Annotated in this window: 17 protein-coding genes; 1 reads left to right on the plus strand and 16 read right to left on the minus strand. The window is 43.6% G+C overall.

Annotated elements, in window-relative coordinates:
* Positions 1-2: 2 nt before the first annotated feature.
* The gene (gene porV / locus ABD894_RS21075; RefSeq protein ID WP_345213057.1) at positions 3-1,163 is read right to left on the minus strand and encodes a type IX secretion system outer membrane channel protein PorV; all 1,161 of its coding nucleotides are present in this window, start codon (positions 1,161-1,163) and stop codon (positions 3-5) included.
* Positions 1,164-1,389: 226 nt separating this feature from the next.
* On the opposite strand from porV, the gene ABD894_RS21080 reads away from it, so the two are divergent.
* Positions 1,390-3,018, plus strand: coding sequence for an SUMF1/EgtB/PvdO family nonheme iron enzyme (locus ABD894_RS21080; protein WP_345213058.1), 1,629 nt, complete (start codon positions 1,390-1,392; stop codon positions 3,016-3,018).
* Between the two features lie 311 nt (positions 3,019-3,329).
* Here the strand turns inward: ABD894_RS21080 and ABD894_RS21085 are convergent, their stop codons facing one another.
* From ABD894_RS21085 to ABD894_RS21155, 15 genes are all read right to left on the minus strand, one after another.
* Entirely contained in the window at positions 3,330-3,827 is a 498-nt protein-coding gene (locus ABD894_RS21085) for an acyl-CoA carboxylase biotin carboxyl carrier protein subunit (RefSeq protein ID WP_345213059.1), read from the minus strand.
* Positions 3,828-3,831: 4 nt separating this feature from the next.
* The gene (locus ABD894_RS21090) at positions 3,832-4,497 is read right to left on the minus strand and encodes a DUF4159 domain-containing protein (protein WP_345213060.1); all 666 of its coding nucleotides are present in this window, start codon (positions 4,495-4,497) and stop codon (positions 3,832-3,834) included.
* On the minus strand, positions 4,494-5,204 hold the full coding sequence (locus tag ABD894_RS21095; RefSeq protein ID WP_345213061.1) for a 16S rRNA (uracil(1498)-N(3))-methyltransferase: 711 nt from the start codon (positions 5,202-5,204) through the stop codon (positions 4,494-4,496). Before ABD894_RS21095 ends, ABD894_RS21090 begins: the two co-directional genes overlap by 4 nt.
* Positions 5,205-5,208: 4 nt before the next feature.
* Positions 5,209-6,552 (minus strand): hemolysin family protein, encoded by a 1,344-nt coding sequence (locus ABD894_RS21100; protein ID WP_345213062.1) that lies wholly within the window; start codon positions 6,550-6,552, stop codon positions 5,209-5,211.
* Positions 6,553-6,559: 7 nt separating this feature from the next.
* Positions 6,560-7,105 carry an inorganic diphosphatase gene (locus tag ABD894_RS21105; protein WP_345213063.1) on the minus strand — a complete coding sequence of 182 codons (546 nt, stop codon included), beginning with the start codon at positions 7,103-7,105 and terminating at the stop codon, positions 6,560-6,562.
* 20 nt (positions 7,106-7,125) lie between these two features.
* Positions 7,126-7,782, minus strand: coding sequence for a DedA family protein (locus tag ABD894_RS21110; RefSeq protein ID WP_345213064.1), 657 nt, complete (start codon positions 7,780-7,782; stop codon positions 7,126-7,128).
* A 58-nt stretch (positions 7,783-7,840) separates the two neighbouring features.
* Positions 7,841-9,220 carry an NADH-quinone oxidoreductase subunit N gene (locus ABD894_RS21115; protein WP_345213065.1) on the minus strand — a complete coding sequence of 460 codons (1,380 nt, stop codon included), beginning with the start codon at positions 9,218-9,220 and terminating at the stop codon, positions 7,841-7,843.
* 69 nt (positions 9,221-9,289) lie between these two features.
* Positions 9,290-10,765: a complex I subunit 4 family protein gene (locus ABD894_RS21120; protein WP_345213066.1), complete on the minus strand. Its 1,476-nt coding sequence runs from the start codon at positions 10,763-10,765 to the stop codon at positions 9,290-9,292.
* Between the two features lie 23 nt (positions 10,766-10,788).
* Positions 10,789-12,696, minus strand: a complete 1,908-nt coding sequence (nuoL, locus tag ABD894_RS21125) for an NADH-quinone oxidoreductase subunit L (RefSeq protein ID WP_345213067.1) — start codon at positions 12,694-12,696, stop codon at positions 10,789-10,791.
* A 147-nt stretch (positions 12,697-12,843) separates the two neighbouring features.
* The gene (gene nuoK, locus ABD894_RS21130) at positions 12,844-13,173 is read right to left on the minus strand and encodes an NADH-quinone oxidoreductase subunit NuoK (RefSeq protein ID WP_345213068.1); all 330 of its coding nucleotides are present in this window, start codon (positions 13,171-13,173) and stop codon (positions 12,844-12,846) included.
* Positions 13,173-13,676, minus strand: a complete 504-nt coding sequence (locus ABD894_RS21135; protein ID WP_345213069.1) for an NADH-quinone oxidoreductase subunit J family protein — start codon at positions 13,674-13,676, stop codon at positions 13,173-13,175. Before ABD894_RS21135 ends, nuoK begins: the two co-directional genes overlap by 1 nt.
* Positions 13,677-13,737: 61 nt before the next feature.
* Positions 13,738-14,235, minus strand: coding sequence for a NuoI/complex I 23 kDa subunit family protein (locus tag ABD894_RS21140; RefSeq protein ID WP_345213070.1), 498 nt, complete (start codon positions 14,233-14,235; stop codon positions 13,738-13,740).
* A gap of 21 nt (positions 14,236-14,256) precedes the next feature.
* Positions 14,257-15,294, minus strand: coding sequence for an NADH-quinone oxidoreductase subunit NuoH (nuoH, locus tag ABD894_RS21145; RefSeq protein WP_345213071.1), 1,038 nt, complete (start codon positions 15,292-15,294; stop codon positions 14,257-14,259).
* Positions 15,294-16,286, minus strand: a complete 993-nt coding sequence (locus ABD894_RS21150; protein ID WP_345213072.1) for an NADH-quinone oxidoreductase subunit G — start codon at positions 16,284-16,286, stop codon at positions 15,294-15,296. The genes nuoH and ABD894_RS21150 overlap by 1 nt, the downstream gene beginning before the upstream one ends.
* A gap of 36 nt (positions 16,287-16,322) precedes the next feature.
* Positions 16,323-16,676: a four helix bundle protein gene (locus tag ABD894_RS21155; RefSeq protein ID WP_345213073.1), complete on the minus strand. Its 354-nt coding sequence runs from the start codon at positions 16,674-16,676 to the stop codon at positions 16,323-16,325.
* Positions 16,677-16,697 lie beyond the last annotated feature (21 nt).

Raw genomic sequence — 16,697 nt, forward strand, 5'->3', positions numbered from 1 at the left:
GTTTATTTTTTGCTGCCAAAGTTAGCAGAAAGTGTAAAACGCAGCGTATTTGCCAGCGGACTATTTTGCTGACTGGCGGCTAAATAAGAGAAATCGAACTTAAACACATCATATTTCACCCCTAAGCCGAGGGTTAAAAAGTGACGGTCGCCTTTTGATGGCGATTCAAAAAAGTAGCCTGCCCTTAAAGCGAACTTCTGATCGTACCAGTACTCTAAACCCGGCGAATAGGTGATCTCCTTAAATTCTTCACTGATACCGCCCGGCGCATCCGAAAATGAGCGGAAGATCCCTTCGGGTACGGAAATACCTTCACCGTTATCAATAGTGCCATCGCTGGCTATGCGGGTGGTTGGCACTAAAAGCTTATTCAGGTCGAGCGCTATGGTAAGCTGGTTGGTGGCATCAATATAAAAAGTATTGGCTGCCCCTATCTTTAAATTGGTCGGTAAAAAGTATTTCGGCCCGTTTTCGCTGTACCCAATTTTGGTACCGATGTTTGAAATATTAGCGCCAAAGGCAAACAAGGCATCCTTACCAAATTGTTGGGTTGGGTTACGGTAATATACCGATACATCGGTAGCTACCGCGTTACCGGCACGTCCGCTTTGTGATGAACCCGCGCTGTACGAAATATTCGACAGGTTGGAGTGGATATAACGCAAAGTTAAACCCAATGACAGGTTTTCGCCGAACTTACGGGCGAACGTACCGTCGATGGAAAACTCGTTCGGGGTATATGAACCCAGATCGTTGGCTCCGTCATCGCTCAACAAAATAGAACCTAAATTAAAATAACGTAACGATAGCCCTAAAGTATTCCGCTCGTCCAATTTATGGGCATAACTTAAATAAGCCAGGCTAACATCGGGGATCAGTTTACGCAACCACGGGCTGTATGATAACGAAACAGCATCGTCACTTTCTAAAAAAGCCAGTTTGGATGGATTCCAGTAGGTAGCATTTACATCAGGCGAAATAGCCACCCCTGCATCACCCATAGCGCCTGAGCGTGAATCGGGCGAGATGGTTAAAAAGGGCACCTCGGTTCGTATAGCTCCTGCACTGGTACCACCTGTAACACTGGGCGTATTCTGTGCAAACACAGCAGCCGGCAATAACAAAGTACTTATAACAAATAAACGGGAAGTAAAAAGGTTCATTAGCCTGCTGTTGGGTTTATTGATTCAAATATAAAAATATATTACCGCCATCAAAGCCGTATATGGTTGTCATTACGTTAAATCAATTAAATTTGTTGTAACTGAATGCTTATTAATTACGTTTAAATCTATAGGAAAACAAATAGGGTTGTATATGGGTAATATGTTGTGTGCTTTTTTAACAAAAAGTACTACATTTACCCTCAAACATATACAATGTAAAAATATGAAAATACTTTTTACTAAAACTGCTTTAGTGCTGTTGGCAGCAGGAGTGATGATGAGCAGTTGTTCGCAGAAACAACAGTCGCAAAAAACGGGCATAACGTATAACGACCGTACCAACGGGGGTTATCAGCGCTTCAGGCAAACCCACCCTTCACCGGGCCCGGGTCTAGTGCCAATTGAAGGCGGTACGTTTGTATTAGGAGGCAGCGCCGGTCAGGATGTTGCTTACGAGTACAACAATGTGCGCCGCCGCGTAACTGTGCCCTCATTTTACATGGACGAAACAGAGGTATCAAACCAGGATTGGTTAGATTATCTTCACTGGATAAACATCACCTTTACTGATGACCGCGAATTGTATTACAATGCAACTCCCGATACCTTGGTATGGCGCAGGCCGTTATCATATAACGAGCCTTATGTAGATAATTATCTTCGTCACCCGGCATTTCAGGATTATCCTGTAGTGGGTGTTACCTGGGAGCAGGCGCAGGACTATTGCGTTTGGCGTACCGACCGTACCAATGAGAACATCCTTCGTCAGCGTGGTAACCTGCTGGCCTGGAAAGATAACGCCAACCAAAAAGGCGGTGCTACCAAGGAGCCTTTCAACACTGATATTTACTTAAATGGCCAATATCGCGGTCAGGGTATTGATGGTAAAAAAATGATGCCCGATCTTAACCCTAACGCTACCAACAAAGGCGCTAAAGCCGTAAGGCCGGTACGTATGGAAGATGGTATATTGAAACAAGGCTACCGTTTACCATCAGAAGCCGAGTGGGAATACGCCGCGTTGGCGCTTGCCGGTAATACCGAATTTGAAAACATTAACGATGGTAAAGTTTACCCGTGGAATGGCATGGGCGTACGTTCACCTAAAAGAGCTACACGTGGTTTGATGCTGGCCAACTTTAAACGCAGCAGCGGTGATAATGCCGGTGTTGGCGGTTACCTGAATGATAAGGCCGATATTACTGCGCCTGTACGTTCATATCAGCCAAACGATTTCGGCTTGTATAACATGGCCGGTAACGTTAACGAATGGGTTGGTGATACTTACAGACAAACATCTTTTGAAGACGTTGACGATTTTAACCCTTTCCGTGGTAACGAGTTTACCAATAAAAGACTGGCCGATCCGTCAAAAGGTTTATATGCTAAGGATAAATTTGGCCGCCCTATTAAGGATGCTGCAAAATCAGGCCATAAACTGAAATACAGCGAGTTTATTGCTGCACAACAAGGCGGACAAAACAACAGCATTGAAACTAATCCTAAAGGCACACCTGCCGATAGTGCCAACGCGGTTGCCAACATACCTGCTAACCCTGTTGCGGGCAAAGCTTACAAAGCCGACCTAAGAGATTATGCCGACTCGGTAAATAACGATCTTTACGGTACTACTACTTTGGTTAACAACCACTCTAAAGTATACAAAGGTGGCTCATGGAACGATATGGCTTATTGGTTAAACCCATCAACCCGCCGTTTCATGAACCAGGACGAAGCCAGCGCCGAAGTTGGTTTCCGTTGCGCCATGACACTGGTAGGTGCCCCGGAAATTTATCCGCAAGGCAAGCCACACCTGAAAGTTAAAAAAGCCAAGGCTTACAAATCAAGATAAAAACTACTTCATAGTTTACAAAAGAAGAATCCCGTTACGGCTAACCGTAACGGGATTCTTCTTTTTATAGCCTTTTATTGTCATTTCGAAAGAGGTACGAGGAGAAACTATCTCTTGAGCGATAGCGAAAAATCTTCTTCGACTTATTGGCGGACGACTTTCACGATGAAGAAGATCTTTCACTATGTTCAAGATGACAGTGTTGGTTATAAATAGAGTTTAATGGGCAAACAGTAGACTTTCATGGCGAAGAAGATCTCTCCCTACGGTCGAGATGACAACGGGAATGATTATTAACACCCTCTACGTCTTTAAAACAATATTAATATCTGTCCCTTTTCTACCTTATCGCCCGGTTTCAGTTTAATAGACCGTACCGTTACATCAGCCGGGGATTTAATGATGTTCTCCATTTTCATGGCTTCCAGTACAAAAAGATTATCGCCCTTTTTTACTTCGTCGCCTTCGGTTACAAATACTTTTAATACCAGGCCCGGCATAGGGGCTTTTATTTCGCTCACCTTTACGCTGTTCAAATCGCTTAGGCCAAGCTGTTCTAATAACAAGTCGAACTGATCTTTAGCGGTAATGTGATAAGTGTTGTTGTTCACCTTTATTTCGGCTGTTTTGGCTACTACATCAAAGCTGATCACCTCTACATTGTAGGAAGCGTTATCTTTTATAATGTGATAGGCATTAGCATTGATCTGCTTTATATCGGCATTTACGGCACTGCCACCGATCAGCAAGCTTTCGGCCGAACGTTCTACGGTGTGCGTGTATTTATCGTTTAACTTTACCTTATACATAAGTTTATTGTGTAAAGCTGTATTGAATAAGGTTAGCGCCCATTTTTAAAGCCTTCAGGCGGGTTTCCTGCGCATCGCCGGGGTATGTGCCCAAATCTTCCCAACCGTTGCCCAAATCGCTCTCATAAGAGTAATAGCATACCAACCTGCCCTTATAGATGAGGCCGAAGCCTTGCGCGCGTTTGCCATCGTGCTCGTGTACTTTGGGCAAACCATTCGGAAAGGCGTATTTTTGGTGATAAACAGGGTGATTCAACGGCAGCTCCACAAATTCAAGTTCTGGGAATACCTGTTTCATTTGCGGGCGGATAAACTTATCCAAGCCGTAATTATCGTCGATATGCAAAAAACCACCGCCTGTTAAATATTTACGCAGGTTACGGGCTTCCTGGGCCGAGAAGATCACATTACCATGGCCGGTCATGAAAATAAAGGGATAGTTAAATATTTGCGCGCTGCCTGCTTCTACAATTTCTTCGTCGGTTTCAAAATTGGTCTTGAGGTTTTCGTTGCAAAACTTAATGAGGTTGGTGAGCGCGGTACGATCGCCATACCAATCACCGCCGCCATTGTATTTGAGGCGACCGATTTTGTATGATGGCGCGTTAAAGCTGCTGCTAAACAGCAGTATAATTATTACAGTAAGATTGATGCAGAGGCATTTCTTCATAACCGGTTCAAAAAGTTCACCTCGAAACAAGCCTCTAAAGCGGCAGTTTCGGTACGCAAACGGCTTTCACCTAAAGTTATGGCTTTAAAATCATTATTCAAAGCATTGCCAATTTCCTCCGGACTAAAATCGCCTTCGGGGCCTATCAATACTAAGTAATTTTGTTGGGGTTGCAGGATGCTTTTCAAGCCTGCCTTTTCGCCGGGTTCGCAGTGGGCTATAAATTTTTGTCCGTTAAAAGGCTGGGCTAAAAACTTATTGAATGTCACCGGCTCATTTAAAACCGGGTGATACGCTTTTAAAGATTGCTTTATGGCTGCGGTAATAATGCGGTTAAGCCTGTCAACCTTGGCCTCTTTACGTTCAGATCGCTGGCAGATGATGAGCGAGATCTCATCAATCCCCACTTCGGTGGCTTTTTCTAAAAACCACTCCAAACGTTCAATATTTTTAGTAGGCGCAACCGCTACATGCAGGTAGTGGTTGCGCTTATTATATTCTGTAGTTACCGATATAATATCGAGTATGGTGCGTTTCGGGTGCGCGTCTTTAATACGGGCAATGTAGAGACCTCCCCTTCCATCGATCAACTGCACCTCGTCGCCAACATTGAGGCGAAGTACCCTAACGCAGTGTTTGCTTTCCTCTTCGCTTAAAAAGTAATGAGGCGCATTGGGGGCAATATCCGGTGTATAGAACAGGTGCATAGTATTAATGCAGGTCTACCGTATCCTCATCGTTCAGCAACAGTTCAAGCTTTACAGCCTCAATGTTCTGGTCTGATTTTTTTAATACGGTGATATTGTAACCATTGGCTTCTTTTTGCTCGCCCACATCAGGTATCTTACCAAAGATATGACCTAACCAGCCCGATACAGTATCAAAGTCGCCATCCTCGGGAAGATCATGCGGCAGGTGCTCGTTCACGTCGTATATAGGTGCCAGGGCATTCACTATAAACTCACGGTCGTTCACTTCCTCTACAATTGGTTTCTCCTCGTCGTACTCATCCTGTATCTCACCAACCAATTCTTCCACAATATCTTCAAGGGTAACCATACCGGCAGTACCTCCAAATTCGTCCAATACAATGGCTATCTGTATGCGCTTTTGCTGCAATTCGGCCATCAGATCATTGATCTTTTTGGTTTCAGGGATAAAGTATGGCTTACGGATAATGTCTTTCAGTACGATCTCTTCGCCGCGGGCAATAAGCGGTAAAATATCTTTCGCGTGCACAATACCCACAATCTTATCTATCACCTCTTCGTAAACCGGCATGCGCGAATAGCCTTCTTCAATCAGTATGGCTATCAGTTCGTCTTTTTCGGTATCAATATCAATACCCGATATTTTGGTACGGGGCACCATGATATTTTTAACCACACGCTCGTTAAACTCAAACACGTTCTGGATCAGTTCGTGCTCGTTAGAGTCGAGCGCGCCGCTTTCCTTGCCTTGTTCAAGCAGGTATTGCAACTCTTCAGAACTGTGGTGCGATTCGCCATGAACAGTTACTATGCCGAAAAGCTTGAGTATAAAATTGGCGAAACCGTTAAGCGTCCATATAAACGGGCGGCATACAATGTAAAAGAAACGTAGCGGTAATGCTATTGACATTACCGTACGTACTGATTTTTGTATAGCTAATGATTTAGGAGCAAGCTCGCCAAATACGATATGCAATATGGTGATGGTGGCAAATGCCGCGATGTGGCTTGATGTTAACACCCACGATGAGGTAATGGTAACACCAAATAAGGAGAACAGATTTAGCATTACGGCCGTCATAACCGATTCGCCGGCCCAACCTAAACCCAGTGATGCTAATGTAATACCTAACTGTGTTGCTGCAAGATACCCATCAAGGTTGTGCATAATGCCACGCGCTATTTTAGCGGTTGGGCTGCCTGCCTTGGCCTTAATTTCTATTTGCGAACCCCTTACCCTAACCATGGCAAACTCGGCTGCCACGAAAAATCCGTTAAGCAATACCAGGAAAAAGGTAAAGAAAATTTTAAAACCGCTTATTTCTAAATCGAGTCCGGGGTCCATGTATTAATTATTGGTAAACGGGAAAAGTAGACTGGTATAATTCCAGGCTCTCGGCAATTACTTTATGCGCGTAACGCGTACCAAGCCAATGCTCAATAGTTACGTTTTTGCCTTCAAGTGTTTTGTAATCTTTAAAGAAACGCTCAATTTCTTTCATAGTGTGCGGAGGCAATTCGCTGATATCGCTGATATAATTTACCGACATGTCGTTTTTAGCTACCGCGATGATCTTATCATCCTGCTCGCCGTTATCAACCATGTGCATTACACCAATTACTTTAGCTTCGATGATCGACATCGGGAAAACGTCAACCGAGCAAAGTACCAGAATATCCAGCGGATCTTTATCATCGCAATAAGTTTGCGGAATAAAGCCATAATTAGCCGGGTACATTACTGATGAAAAAAGTACACGATCTAACTTCAACAAGCCTGAATCTTTATCAATCTCATATTTTGCTTTCGAGCCTTTAGGAATCTCGATGATAGCGTTAACTACGTCAGGTATATTGATACCCGGTGAAACTTGGTGCCAAGGGTGTTGTGTACTCATTAATTATAATATTTTGTATGTTATTGTTTTGTTTCGCTCTCATTAACACTTTTTGGGTTAATAAGTTTCTTTCTTAAAAATGCAATTATCAGGGGCACTGATGTTACCAGCAAAAATGCTATAACAATGTACTCCAGATAGTTTTTCAATTGCGGATAGCTTTTACCTAAGAAATATCCGGCTAAAGTAAGGGTGTTTACCCAGGTAAAACTGCCAATTATATTGTACAGGGTGAATTTTTTAATGTCAACCTTAACTACACCTGCAAAGATAGGGGCAAAAGTTCTAATTATCGGGAAAAATCTGCCTAAAACAAGCGCCATTCCGCCATATTTAGCGTAAAATTCTTCGGCAAGTACTACATATCGCTTTTTAAAGAACCATGAATCATTCTTTTTAAATAATACGGGCCCCGTTCGGTAACCAAACCAATAGCCCGCAAAGTTGCCCAAAATACCGGCCCCAATGAGCGATGCTATAAGGGTATAGATAGATACGGTAAGTTTATCAGCTGCGCAAAATAAACCCGCCATAAACAACAGGTAATCACCGGGTAAGAAAAAACCGAAAAAAATTCCTGTTTCAGCAAATACTACAATAAGCAAAACGTAAAACCCCAGGCCGATGATAGTCTGGGCATCGGTTAAGTTATGCAGGTAGTCCCAAATATTTTCCATTCACTATATCCGTAAAACTACAAATATTTATGTGAATTAATAATTAAGTTATCGGCTATTAAATTAGCTTCGATATAAAGTCGGGGTAAACACCTATAACTATTGTGGCTAAGGCAGATACTCCCAGTACAAACACAAAGTAAGGCGATACCGAAAGCTCGGTACGCTCGGCACTGCGGAAGTACATAGCAATAATAACCCTGAAATAGTAGAAAATGCTGATGATGGCGTTAACCACAGCTACAATAACCAGCCATAACTGGTATTTAGCCAACGCGCCTGTAAACATAAAGAACTTGCCTATAAAGCCTGCGGTAAGGGGTATACCGGCTAATGATAGCATGGCGATAGTTAATGTAAATGCCAGGAATGGATTTTTTGAAGCCAGCCCGTTAAAGCTTTCAAAACTATCGCTGCCGCTTTGCTGCTGCACCAATAGTAACGCGCCAAAGGCGATGATAGAAGCTATAGAATAAGCCGAAGCATACATAAATACCGAACTTGCAGAACTTGCACCCAATGCAACTATGGCGAACAGCAGGTAACCCGCGTGTGAGATACTGGAGAAAGCCAGCATCCTTTTAAAGCTTTGCTGATAAAGGGCGGTAATGTTACCGATGAACAGCGTGATCATGGTGATGACCAACAATACCGGCGCCCAAAAATCAGACAGTGGCGCGAAGCTTACCGAAAACAAACGCAGGAAAGCAGCGAAACCGGCAGTTTTAACAACGGTAGACATGAAAGCGGTGATCAACGTTGGTGAACCTTCGTAAACATCGGGCGTCCAGAAATGGAACGGGGCCGCGCCTACTTTAAAGCATAAACCAACAATAACCAGCAGTACGCCTGTGTAAAATAACGGATCGATATTACGTGGATTAGCCAATACCCAATCGCGGATACCTTCTAAACTGAAAGTGCCTGATGAACCGTAGATCAATGTGATACCGAACAACAGGAAACCTGTTGAAAAAGCACCCATCAGGAAGTATTTTAAAGCCGCTTCGTTCGAGGCGAAATCTTGCTTTTTGATACCTGCCAAAATGTATAAACTTACCGACATGATCTCGATACCGATGAACAGCATGGTAAGGTTATAATATGATACCATGACAATGATACCTGCCAGCGCGAACAATATAATGGCGTAATACTCGGCCACATTGCTGCTGATCTTTTCGAAATAGCCTTTTGATAATAACAGTATCAGTATGGTTGAAACAATTGTGATGCCCGCGAACGCGATAGAAAAATTATCGAACAGCATCATATCATGAAATATCGGCGAAGCACCGCTGTTCCATTCTTTTACGGCAAAACCTAATGCAACCGCTAACCCTACTACCGTTACAGGCAACAAAGCCTTATTGGCCTTATATAAGCCCAGGTATAAAAGCAGTATAGGTAATAATGATAATATTATTAAAGTGGTCATTCTATTTATATAAATACTTTATTCAATATAACTCAAAACTTAGCCGCCGTGTAAGGGCGGTATATAGGTTTAGTAACCTTTTCCGGCAACGTTAACCAATTTCTCTTCAACCTCTCTTACCAGGTTGGTTACAGCCGCTTCTGATATATGCAGGATAGGCTGCGGATACACACCGATAATAATGATGAGCGCGCAAATAATACCCAGTACCAGTTTCTCTGATCCGCTGATGTCGGCAAATACCGCTGTTAAAGCATTGGCTTCACCCTGCATGGTATTTTTGTACATGCGCAGCATGTATACCGCGCCAAATATGATGGTTAAACCGGCAATGGCCGATAACCATATATCATAGTTGAACACGCTTTTCAATAACAGGAACTCACCTATAAAACCATTGGTTAATGGCAGCGCCACTGTACCCAATGTAATTATTAAAAATGCTATCGCGAAGTTTGGCGCTACCTTGGCAATACCACCCAGCTGACTAATGTCGCGGGTATTGGTACGCCTGCTGATGATATCCCAAATGAAGAATAAACCAACCACGTTGATACCGTGGTTAAGCATTTGTATCATGGCACCCTGTATACCCTGTACGTTAAAGGCGAATATACCTGCGGCGATCAAACCAACGTGACCAATTGATGAGTAAGCGATTAAACGTTTACCGTCTTTTTGGTTAAAGGCGATCAGCGAAGCGTAAACAACACCGATGATAGAGAGCACGATAGCCAGATTTTGCCATTGCAGAAAACCTGAAGGAGCGTTAGGGATCAACCAGCGAATAACACCGTAGATACCCATTTTCAGCATAATACCCGATAACATCATGGTACCGGCCGATGGCGCTTCGGTATAAGTATCGGGCTGCCAGGTATGGAACGGGAAGATCGGCATTTTGATAGCAAAGGCTATAAAGAATGCCCAGAACACCCATGATTGCTGATGTGGATCAAGCACTGCTTTGTAAAGATCGCCCAGTTCATAAGTTTTTGCAGGAGCGTGCATGTACAGGTAAATAATACCTATCAGCATAAACAACGAACCGGCAAAAGTATAAATGAAGAATTTGATATTAACCTTGATACGGTTTTCGCCTCCCCAAAGGGCGCATATAAAATAGATAGGGATCAGCGCTGCTTCCCAGCCTACGTAGAACAGGAAGCCATCCAGCGCGGTGAATACGGTTAACAAGCCTGCCTGCATAAATAATATCAGGGCGTAAAACGCGCCGGCATTTTTATACTCGTGCTTGTAAGTAGTAAGGATGATAAGCGGCACCAGCAGTGTGGTCAACAATACCATCACCATACTGATACCATCAATACCAGCGGTAAAGTAAATACCAAGTTTCGGGATCCAGCTGGTGGTAATTAAAAATTGTGTAGAAGCATCGGGCACAAAACGCGACAGGAACACCGCGGCCAGTGCCAGTTCGGCAACCGCGAAAAACAATGCCGCATGCTTAGCTGCCCCATTTTTAATAAAGGCCACTATTATGGCTGCAACTACCGGCAAAAAAAGTAAAATACTAACCGTCATTTTATATTTTAAAGCTTATGCTTTTAATTAACTAAAGTGTAACCATATACCAATATCGCCACTATACCCACCACCATCATAAATATGTAGAAACCTACGTTACCCGTTTGCAGCAAGCGCAGGCCACGGCTGGCCTCTATCGAGCCCTTGCCTAAGCCATTTACCAAGCCATCGATACCCAATAGATCAACCACCTTGTACAGGAAGTTTGATAAGGCATCAAGCGGTTTACGGATAATCAAGTTATATAATTCATCTACATAAAATTTATTGTATGACAGGTTGGCCAGTAACGGGCGCTCCTCTGTATCGCTAACCGGTACATGCGATTTGCTGATGTACTTCAGGTAAGCATAACCCAATGCCACAACCGCCGCGCCTACTGATACCGCCATCAATATCCATTCGGTACTGTGTGTTAAATGATGTTCGCCCATTAGCTTGGTTGATGGTTCAAACACCGGGGCAAGGAAATGCTCCAGTTCGTGGTGACCGCCCAATACTTCGGGAACGCCGATAAAACCACCTATTACTGATAATATAGCCAACACGATCAAAGGTATGGTCATGGTAGCAGGCGACTCATGCAAATGATGTTCCTGCTCATGCGTACCGCGGAACTTACCGAAGAAAGTAAGGAACAACATCCGGAACATGTAGAATGATGTAAATGCCGCAGTAATAACCCCTATTACATATAGCGTGGTGCTGTGTTCAAAAGTGTGGGCCAATATTTCATCCTTAGAGAAGAAACCCGCGAAAGGCGGAATACCCGAAATAGCGATGGTACCGATAAGCATGGTGGTGAACGTGATTGGTAATTTACCTTTCAGTCCGCCCATTTTACGCATATCCTGTTCGTCGCTCATGGCGTGGATAACCGAACCTGCACCAAGGAATAACAAGGCCTTGAAGAAAGCGTGTGTTAACACGTGGAAGAAAGCACCTGTGTAAGCGCCAACACCCAAACCTAAAAACATGTAACCCAATTGCGATACCGTTGAATAAGCCAGTACCTTTTTTATATCGGTTTGTGTTAAGGCTATCAATGCCGCGAACACCGCTGTTGCCAAACCTACAATAGAGATCACCTCAAGGGTAACCGGCGAAAGCGTGAACAGGATGTTTGAGCGGGCTATCATGTAGATACCTGCAGTAACCATGGTAGCCGCGTGGATCAGTGCCGATACCGGGGTCGGGCCGGCCATCGCGTCGGGCAGCCAGGTAAACAATGGTATTTGTGCCGATTTACCGGTAGCGCCTACAAACAGTAATAAGGTAATTACCAGCAATGTGGTATTGCCCGATGGCATGCTTGCCGCTTTACCGAATACATCCGCGAAAGCGATACTGCCGAATACGTTGAATATGATGAACACCGCGATCAGGAAACCAAGGTCGCCGATACGGTTCATTAAGAAAGCTTTTTTAGCGGCATCGGCATAGCTTGGGTTGGTAAACCAGAAGCCGATAAGCAGGTACGAGCATAAGCCTACACCCTCCCAGCCGATGAACATGATAAGGTAGTTTGAACCCAACACCAACAGCAGCATGAAGAAAACGAACAGGTTTAAATAAGCGAAAAACTTACCGAAGCCCGCATCGTGGTGCATGTAGCCGATAGAGTATAAATGGATAAGGAAACCTACGCCGGTAATAATGAGCAGCATAATAGCGCTCAACTGATCGACCAGAAACGCGAAAGGAATTTTTAAGTTACCTACCGATACCCACTCAAACAGGGTTACATTAATAGGTACGCCCGATGCTTTGATCTGGAAGAAAGCGGCAACACTTAGTCCGAATGAAACCAGTACCAGCAAGCTGCCAATAAAACCGATCACATTTTTTGGCAGTGCATTACGGCCAAGCCCGTTAATAATAAAACCGGCTAAGGGTAGTAAAGGAATAAGCCAGATATATTTATCCATTTGTTGTGTTAACGTTTATATTTTATGCCCGCCGCTAAACGGCGCTTTTTAGTTTCTTTGTTTTGCTTCCTCACCCCTGTCATGCTGAGGAACGAAGCATCTATCGTTTACAGATCCTTCGCTATCGCTCAGGATGACAAAGCGGTTTTACCACTTCAACCTGTTCAATACATTAATATCTATCGAGTTGGTATTGCGGTATATCATTACTATAATGGCCAAACCAATTGCTACCTCGGCAGCGGCCAGGGCCATAATAAAGAATACGAATACCTGCCCGGCGGCATCGCCACGGTAAACCGAAAACGCGGTAAGCAGCAGGTTAACCGAATTAAGCATCAGCTCAACCGACATGAAAATAATGATAGCGTTACGGCGTATCAATACACCTATAACCCCTATCGTAAAAATAATGGCGCTCAATAAAATGTAATGATTAAGCGGTACCGACTGTATGGTATTAGTAAAGCTTTCCATCAGGCTGTTTTTGGTTGTTTATCTTTAGTTGCCAGTAATACCGCGCCTACCATTGCCGATAACAGCAACAACGACGATACTTCAAAAGGCAATAAAAATTCGTTAAATAATACCTTACCCAGGTTTTTCACAAGGCCCAGATCGGGGTTTTGCAGCACTACCGGGTTTGATGTACCCAATACTTTCAATGATGCCACCAGTACTACCAGTAAAGAGCAACCGCCAAATACCGCGGCTATTTTTACAATGTTTGATTTTACCGGCTCGCTGTCCTTATTAAGGTTCATGAGCATCAGCGTGTACAGGAACAGTACCAGTATGGCGCCCATGTAAACTATGAAGTTAACGATCGCCAAAAACTGGGCATTCAATAATATGTAATGAATGGTGAAAGTGAAGAAAGTTAATATCAGGTAGAGTATGCTGTGCACCGGATTACGGGCAGTTATTACCAGTACCGAAAAAAATATGGACAGAAATGCGATGAAGTAAAATGTACTCATGTTTATATTACAAAATACCCTTGTACCTCAAAATCGAGATGGGCAAAGGTATAAAACTTCTTTATTGATTTAAGGGAGCCTCCACTAATTTGTCCTTGCCGTAAATAAAATCCTTACGCAGGTAATCTGCCGGTACAATGTCGCCATCTAAATAAATAGCTTCTTTAGGGCAGGCCTCTTCGCACAAGCCGCAAAAAATGCAACGCAGCATATTTATCTCATATACAGCGGCATACTTTTCTTCACGGTATAAATTCTCTTCACCCTTCTGGCGCTCAGCAGCCGTCATGGTAATGGCTTCGGCCGGGCACGATAAAGCGCACAAACCGCAGGCAGTACAACGTTCGCGGCCTTCTTCGTCGCGCTTAAGCGAGTGCATACCACGGAAGTTTTCAGAAAACTCACGCTTCTCTTCCGGGTAACGGATGGTAACGGGTTTCTTAAAAAAATGCTTCATGGTGATTGAAAGGCCCTGCACAATGGCCGGCAAATAAGCACGCTCCAAAAAGTTGAGCGGCTTTACTTCAAGCACCTTTTTTTTATTGGTTAATGATTCCATTTAATTTAAACTCCGCATTAATTAAAAAAATGTAATAGCCGTAGCGGTTATCACTATGTTAACAATAGCCAGCGGTATCAAAACCTTCCAGCCTAAGTCCATCAACTGATCGTAACGGAAACGCGGGATTGTCCAGCGTACCCACATAAAAAAGAAGATGAAAGCAAATATTTTAGCGAACAGGAACACCACGCCCAGTATAGTAACCAGGTTAGGCGAACTGATTTGATCCATGAAAGGGAAGTTATAGCCACCAAAATAAAGTGTAGCCATTACTGCCGATGAAATAAACATGTTGATATACTCAGCAAACAGGTAGAAACCCAGTTTCATGGATGAATATTCGGTGTGGTAACCACCTACCAGTTCTGTTTCGCACTCAGGCAAATCGAACGGTGAACGGTTGGTTTCCGCGAAAGCGCAAACGATGAATATTAAAAAACCTAAAGGCTGTTTAAATACATTCCAGCTGAAGTAACCATCGGCCCAAAAACCATGTTGTTGAGCAGCTATTTCGCCAAGGCTTAATGAACCTGTAACCAGCAGCAGGGCAATAATTGACAAACCCATTGAAATTTCATAACTGATATTTTGTGAAGCCGCGCGGATAGCACCTAACAATGAGTATTTGTTGTTTGATGCCCAGCCGCCTATCATAATACCATATACACCTAATGATACCACACCGAAGATATACAGGATACCCACGTTGATATCGGTAACCTGTAAATCGATCACGGTTGAACCGATGGTAAGCTTTTGCCCCCACGGAATAACCGCCGAACCTATACAGGCTGTTAAAATAGCTAATGACGGCCCCACTATGAACAGGAAGCCGCTGGCATTTGTAGGGATGATCTCTTCTTTCAAAAACATCTTGGCACCATCGGCCAGTGGTTGCAGCATACCAAACGGACCGGCACGGTTAGGGCCTACCCTATCCTGAAAAAACGCGGCTATTTTACGCTCGGCATAGGTAGAGTACATGGCCACTACCAGGCTGATCGCAAATACTACGATGATTAAAACGAACTTTATTATAATATCTGTTAACTCCATTACAAGCGTGTTTCGCGTTCAAATTGTTCTTTATTGGCCTCCAGCAATACCGGGTTGGTTTTAACCACCGGCAGCGGTTTCAATGTGTTATAATGATTTGAGCTGATAACTGATTTATGCGATATGTTACGCGGACCTTCAATTACCCAATCGGCAGTTTTCTTTTTATCAAAACGGCAGGTATTGCAAATAAACTCTTCTACCTCGCCATATACATCTTTACGGCCGGTTACCCTTATTACATCCTCGCCTTTATACCAAAGGGTTACTTTACCACAGCATTTATCGCAATCGCGGTGTGCATCAACGGGTTTGGTAAACCATACACGGTTTTTAAAGCGGAAGGTTTTATCAGTTAACGCGCCTACCGGGCAAACGTCAATTACGTTACCCGAAAAATCGTTATCAACTGCTTTTTGTATGTAAGTTGAAATTTCTGAATGATCGCCGCGGTTAAGGATACCATGCAGACGGGTGTTGGTGATCTGATCGGCAGTGAAAACACAACGGTAGCACAGGATGCAACGCGTCATGTGCAGCTGGATCTTATCGCCGATGTCTATTTTTTCGAAAGTACGGCGGTCAAACTCATAACGGGTTTTAGCCGCGCCATGCTCGTAACCTAAATCTTGCAGGTGGCACTCACCGGCCTGGTCGCACACGGGGCAATCCAGCGGGTGATTGATCAATAACATCTCTACCACACCTTTACGTGCCTCAATAACTTCCGGCGAAGTGATGTTTTTCACTTCCATACCATCCATTACACCGGTACGGCATGATGCCACCAGCTTAGGCATAGGGCGTGGGTCTTTATCCGATCCTTTAGTTACCTGTACCAAACAAGTACGGCATTTACCGCCGCTGCCTTCCAGCTTTGAGTAATAGCACATAGCAGGCGGAACAATATCGCCCCCTATTTGCCTTGCAGCATTAAGGATACTTGTTCCCGGTTCTACTTCAACGGGAATACCGTCTATTGTTACTTTCATCTTTTAAAGTCAAAATTAAAAATTCAAAAGTCAAAACTACTTTTGAAGATTAATGACTATCGAGGCGATGATCTTTGAAATTTCATCTGCTTCTTTAATCAGATCCTTTATTTTATCTTTCTCAACACTTATAGTGTCTCTGACCAAACAGAGCCAATACTTCGTTTCATTTGCCGACTTTAAGGCTATCGTATAATAGTTCTTAAAGTCTTTCACTGAGCTTCCGGATTTCCCTTCCACTACGTTTGCTCCTATTGAAGTCGCGCTTCTTAAGAGCTGGTCAAATATTGAAAAGTAAATCCTGTCATAGTTGGTTGTTGATATAAAACCGATTATCTCTTTTGAAAACTGATAACACCGGTGCTTAATGTCATAAGGCTTTTCTATCAACGTTCCTTCTATTTTTGACTT

It is taken from the genome of Mucilaginibacter gynuensis (assembly GCF_039541195.1).
Taxonomy (GTDB): domain Bacteria; phylum Bacteroidota; class Bacteroidia; order Sphingobacteriales; family Sphingobacteriaceae; genus Mucilaginibacter; species Mucilaginibacter gynuensis.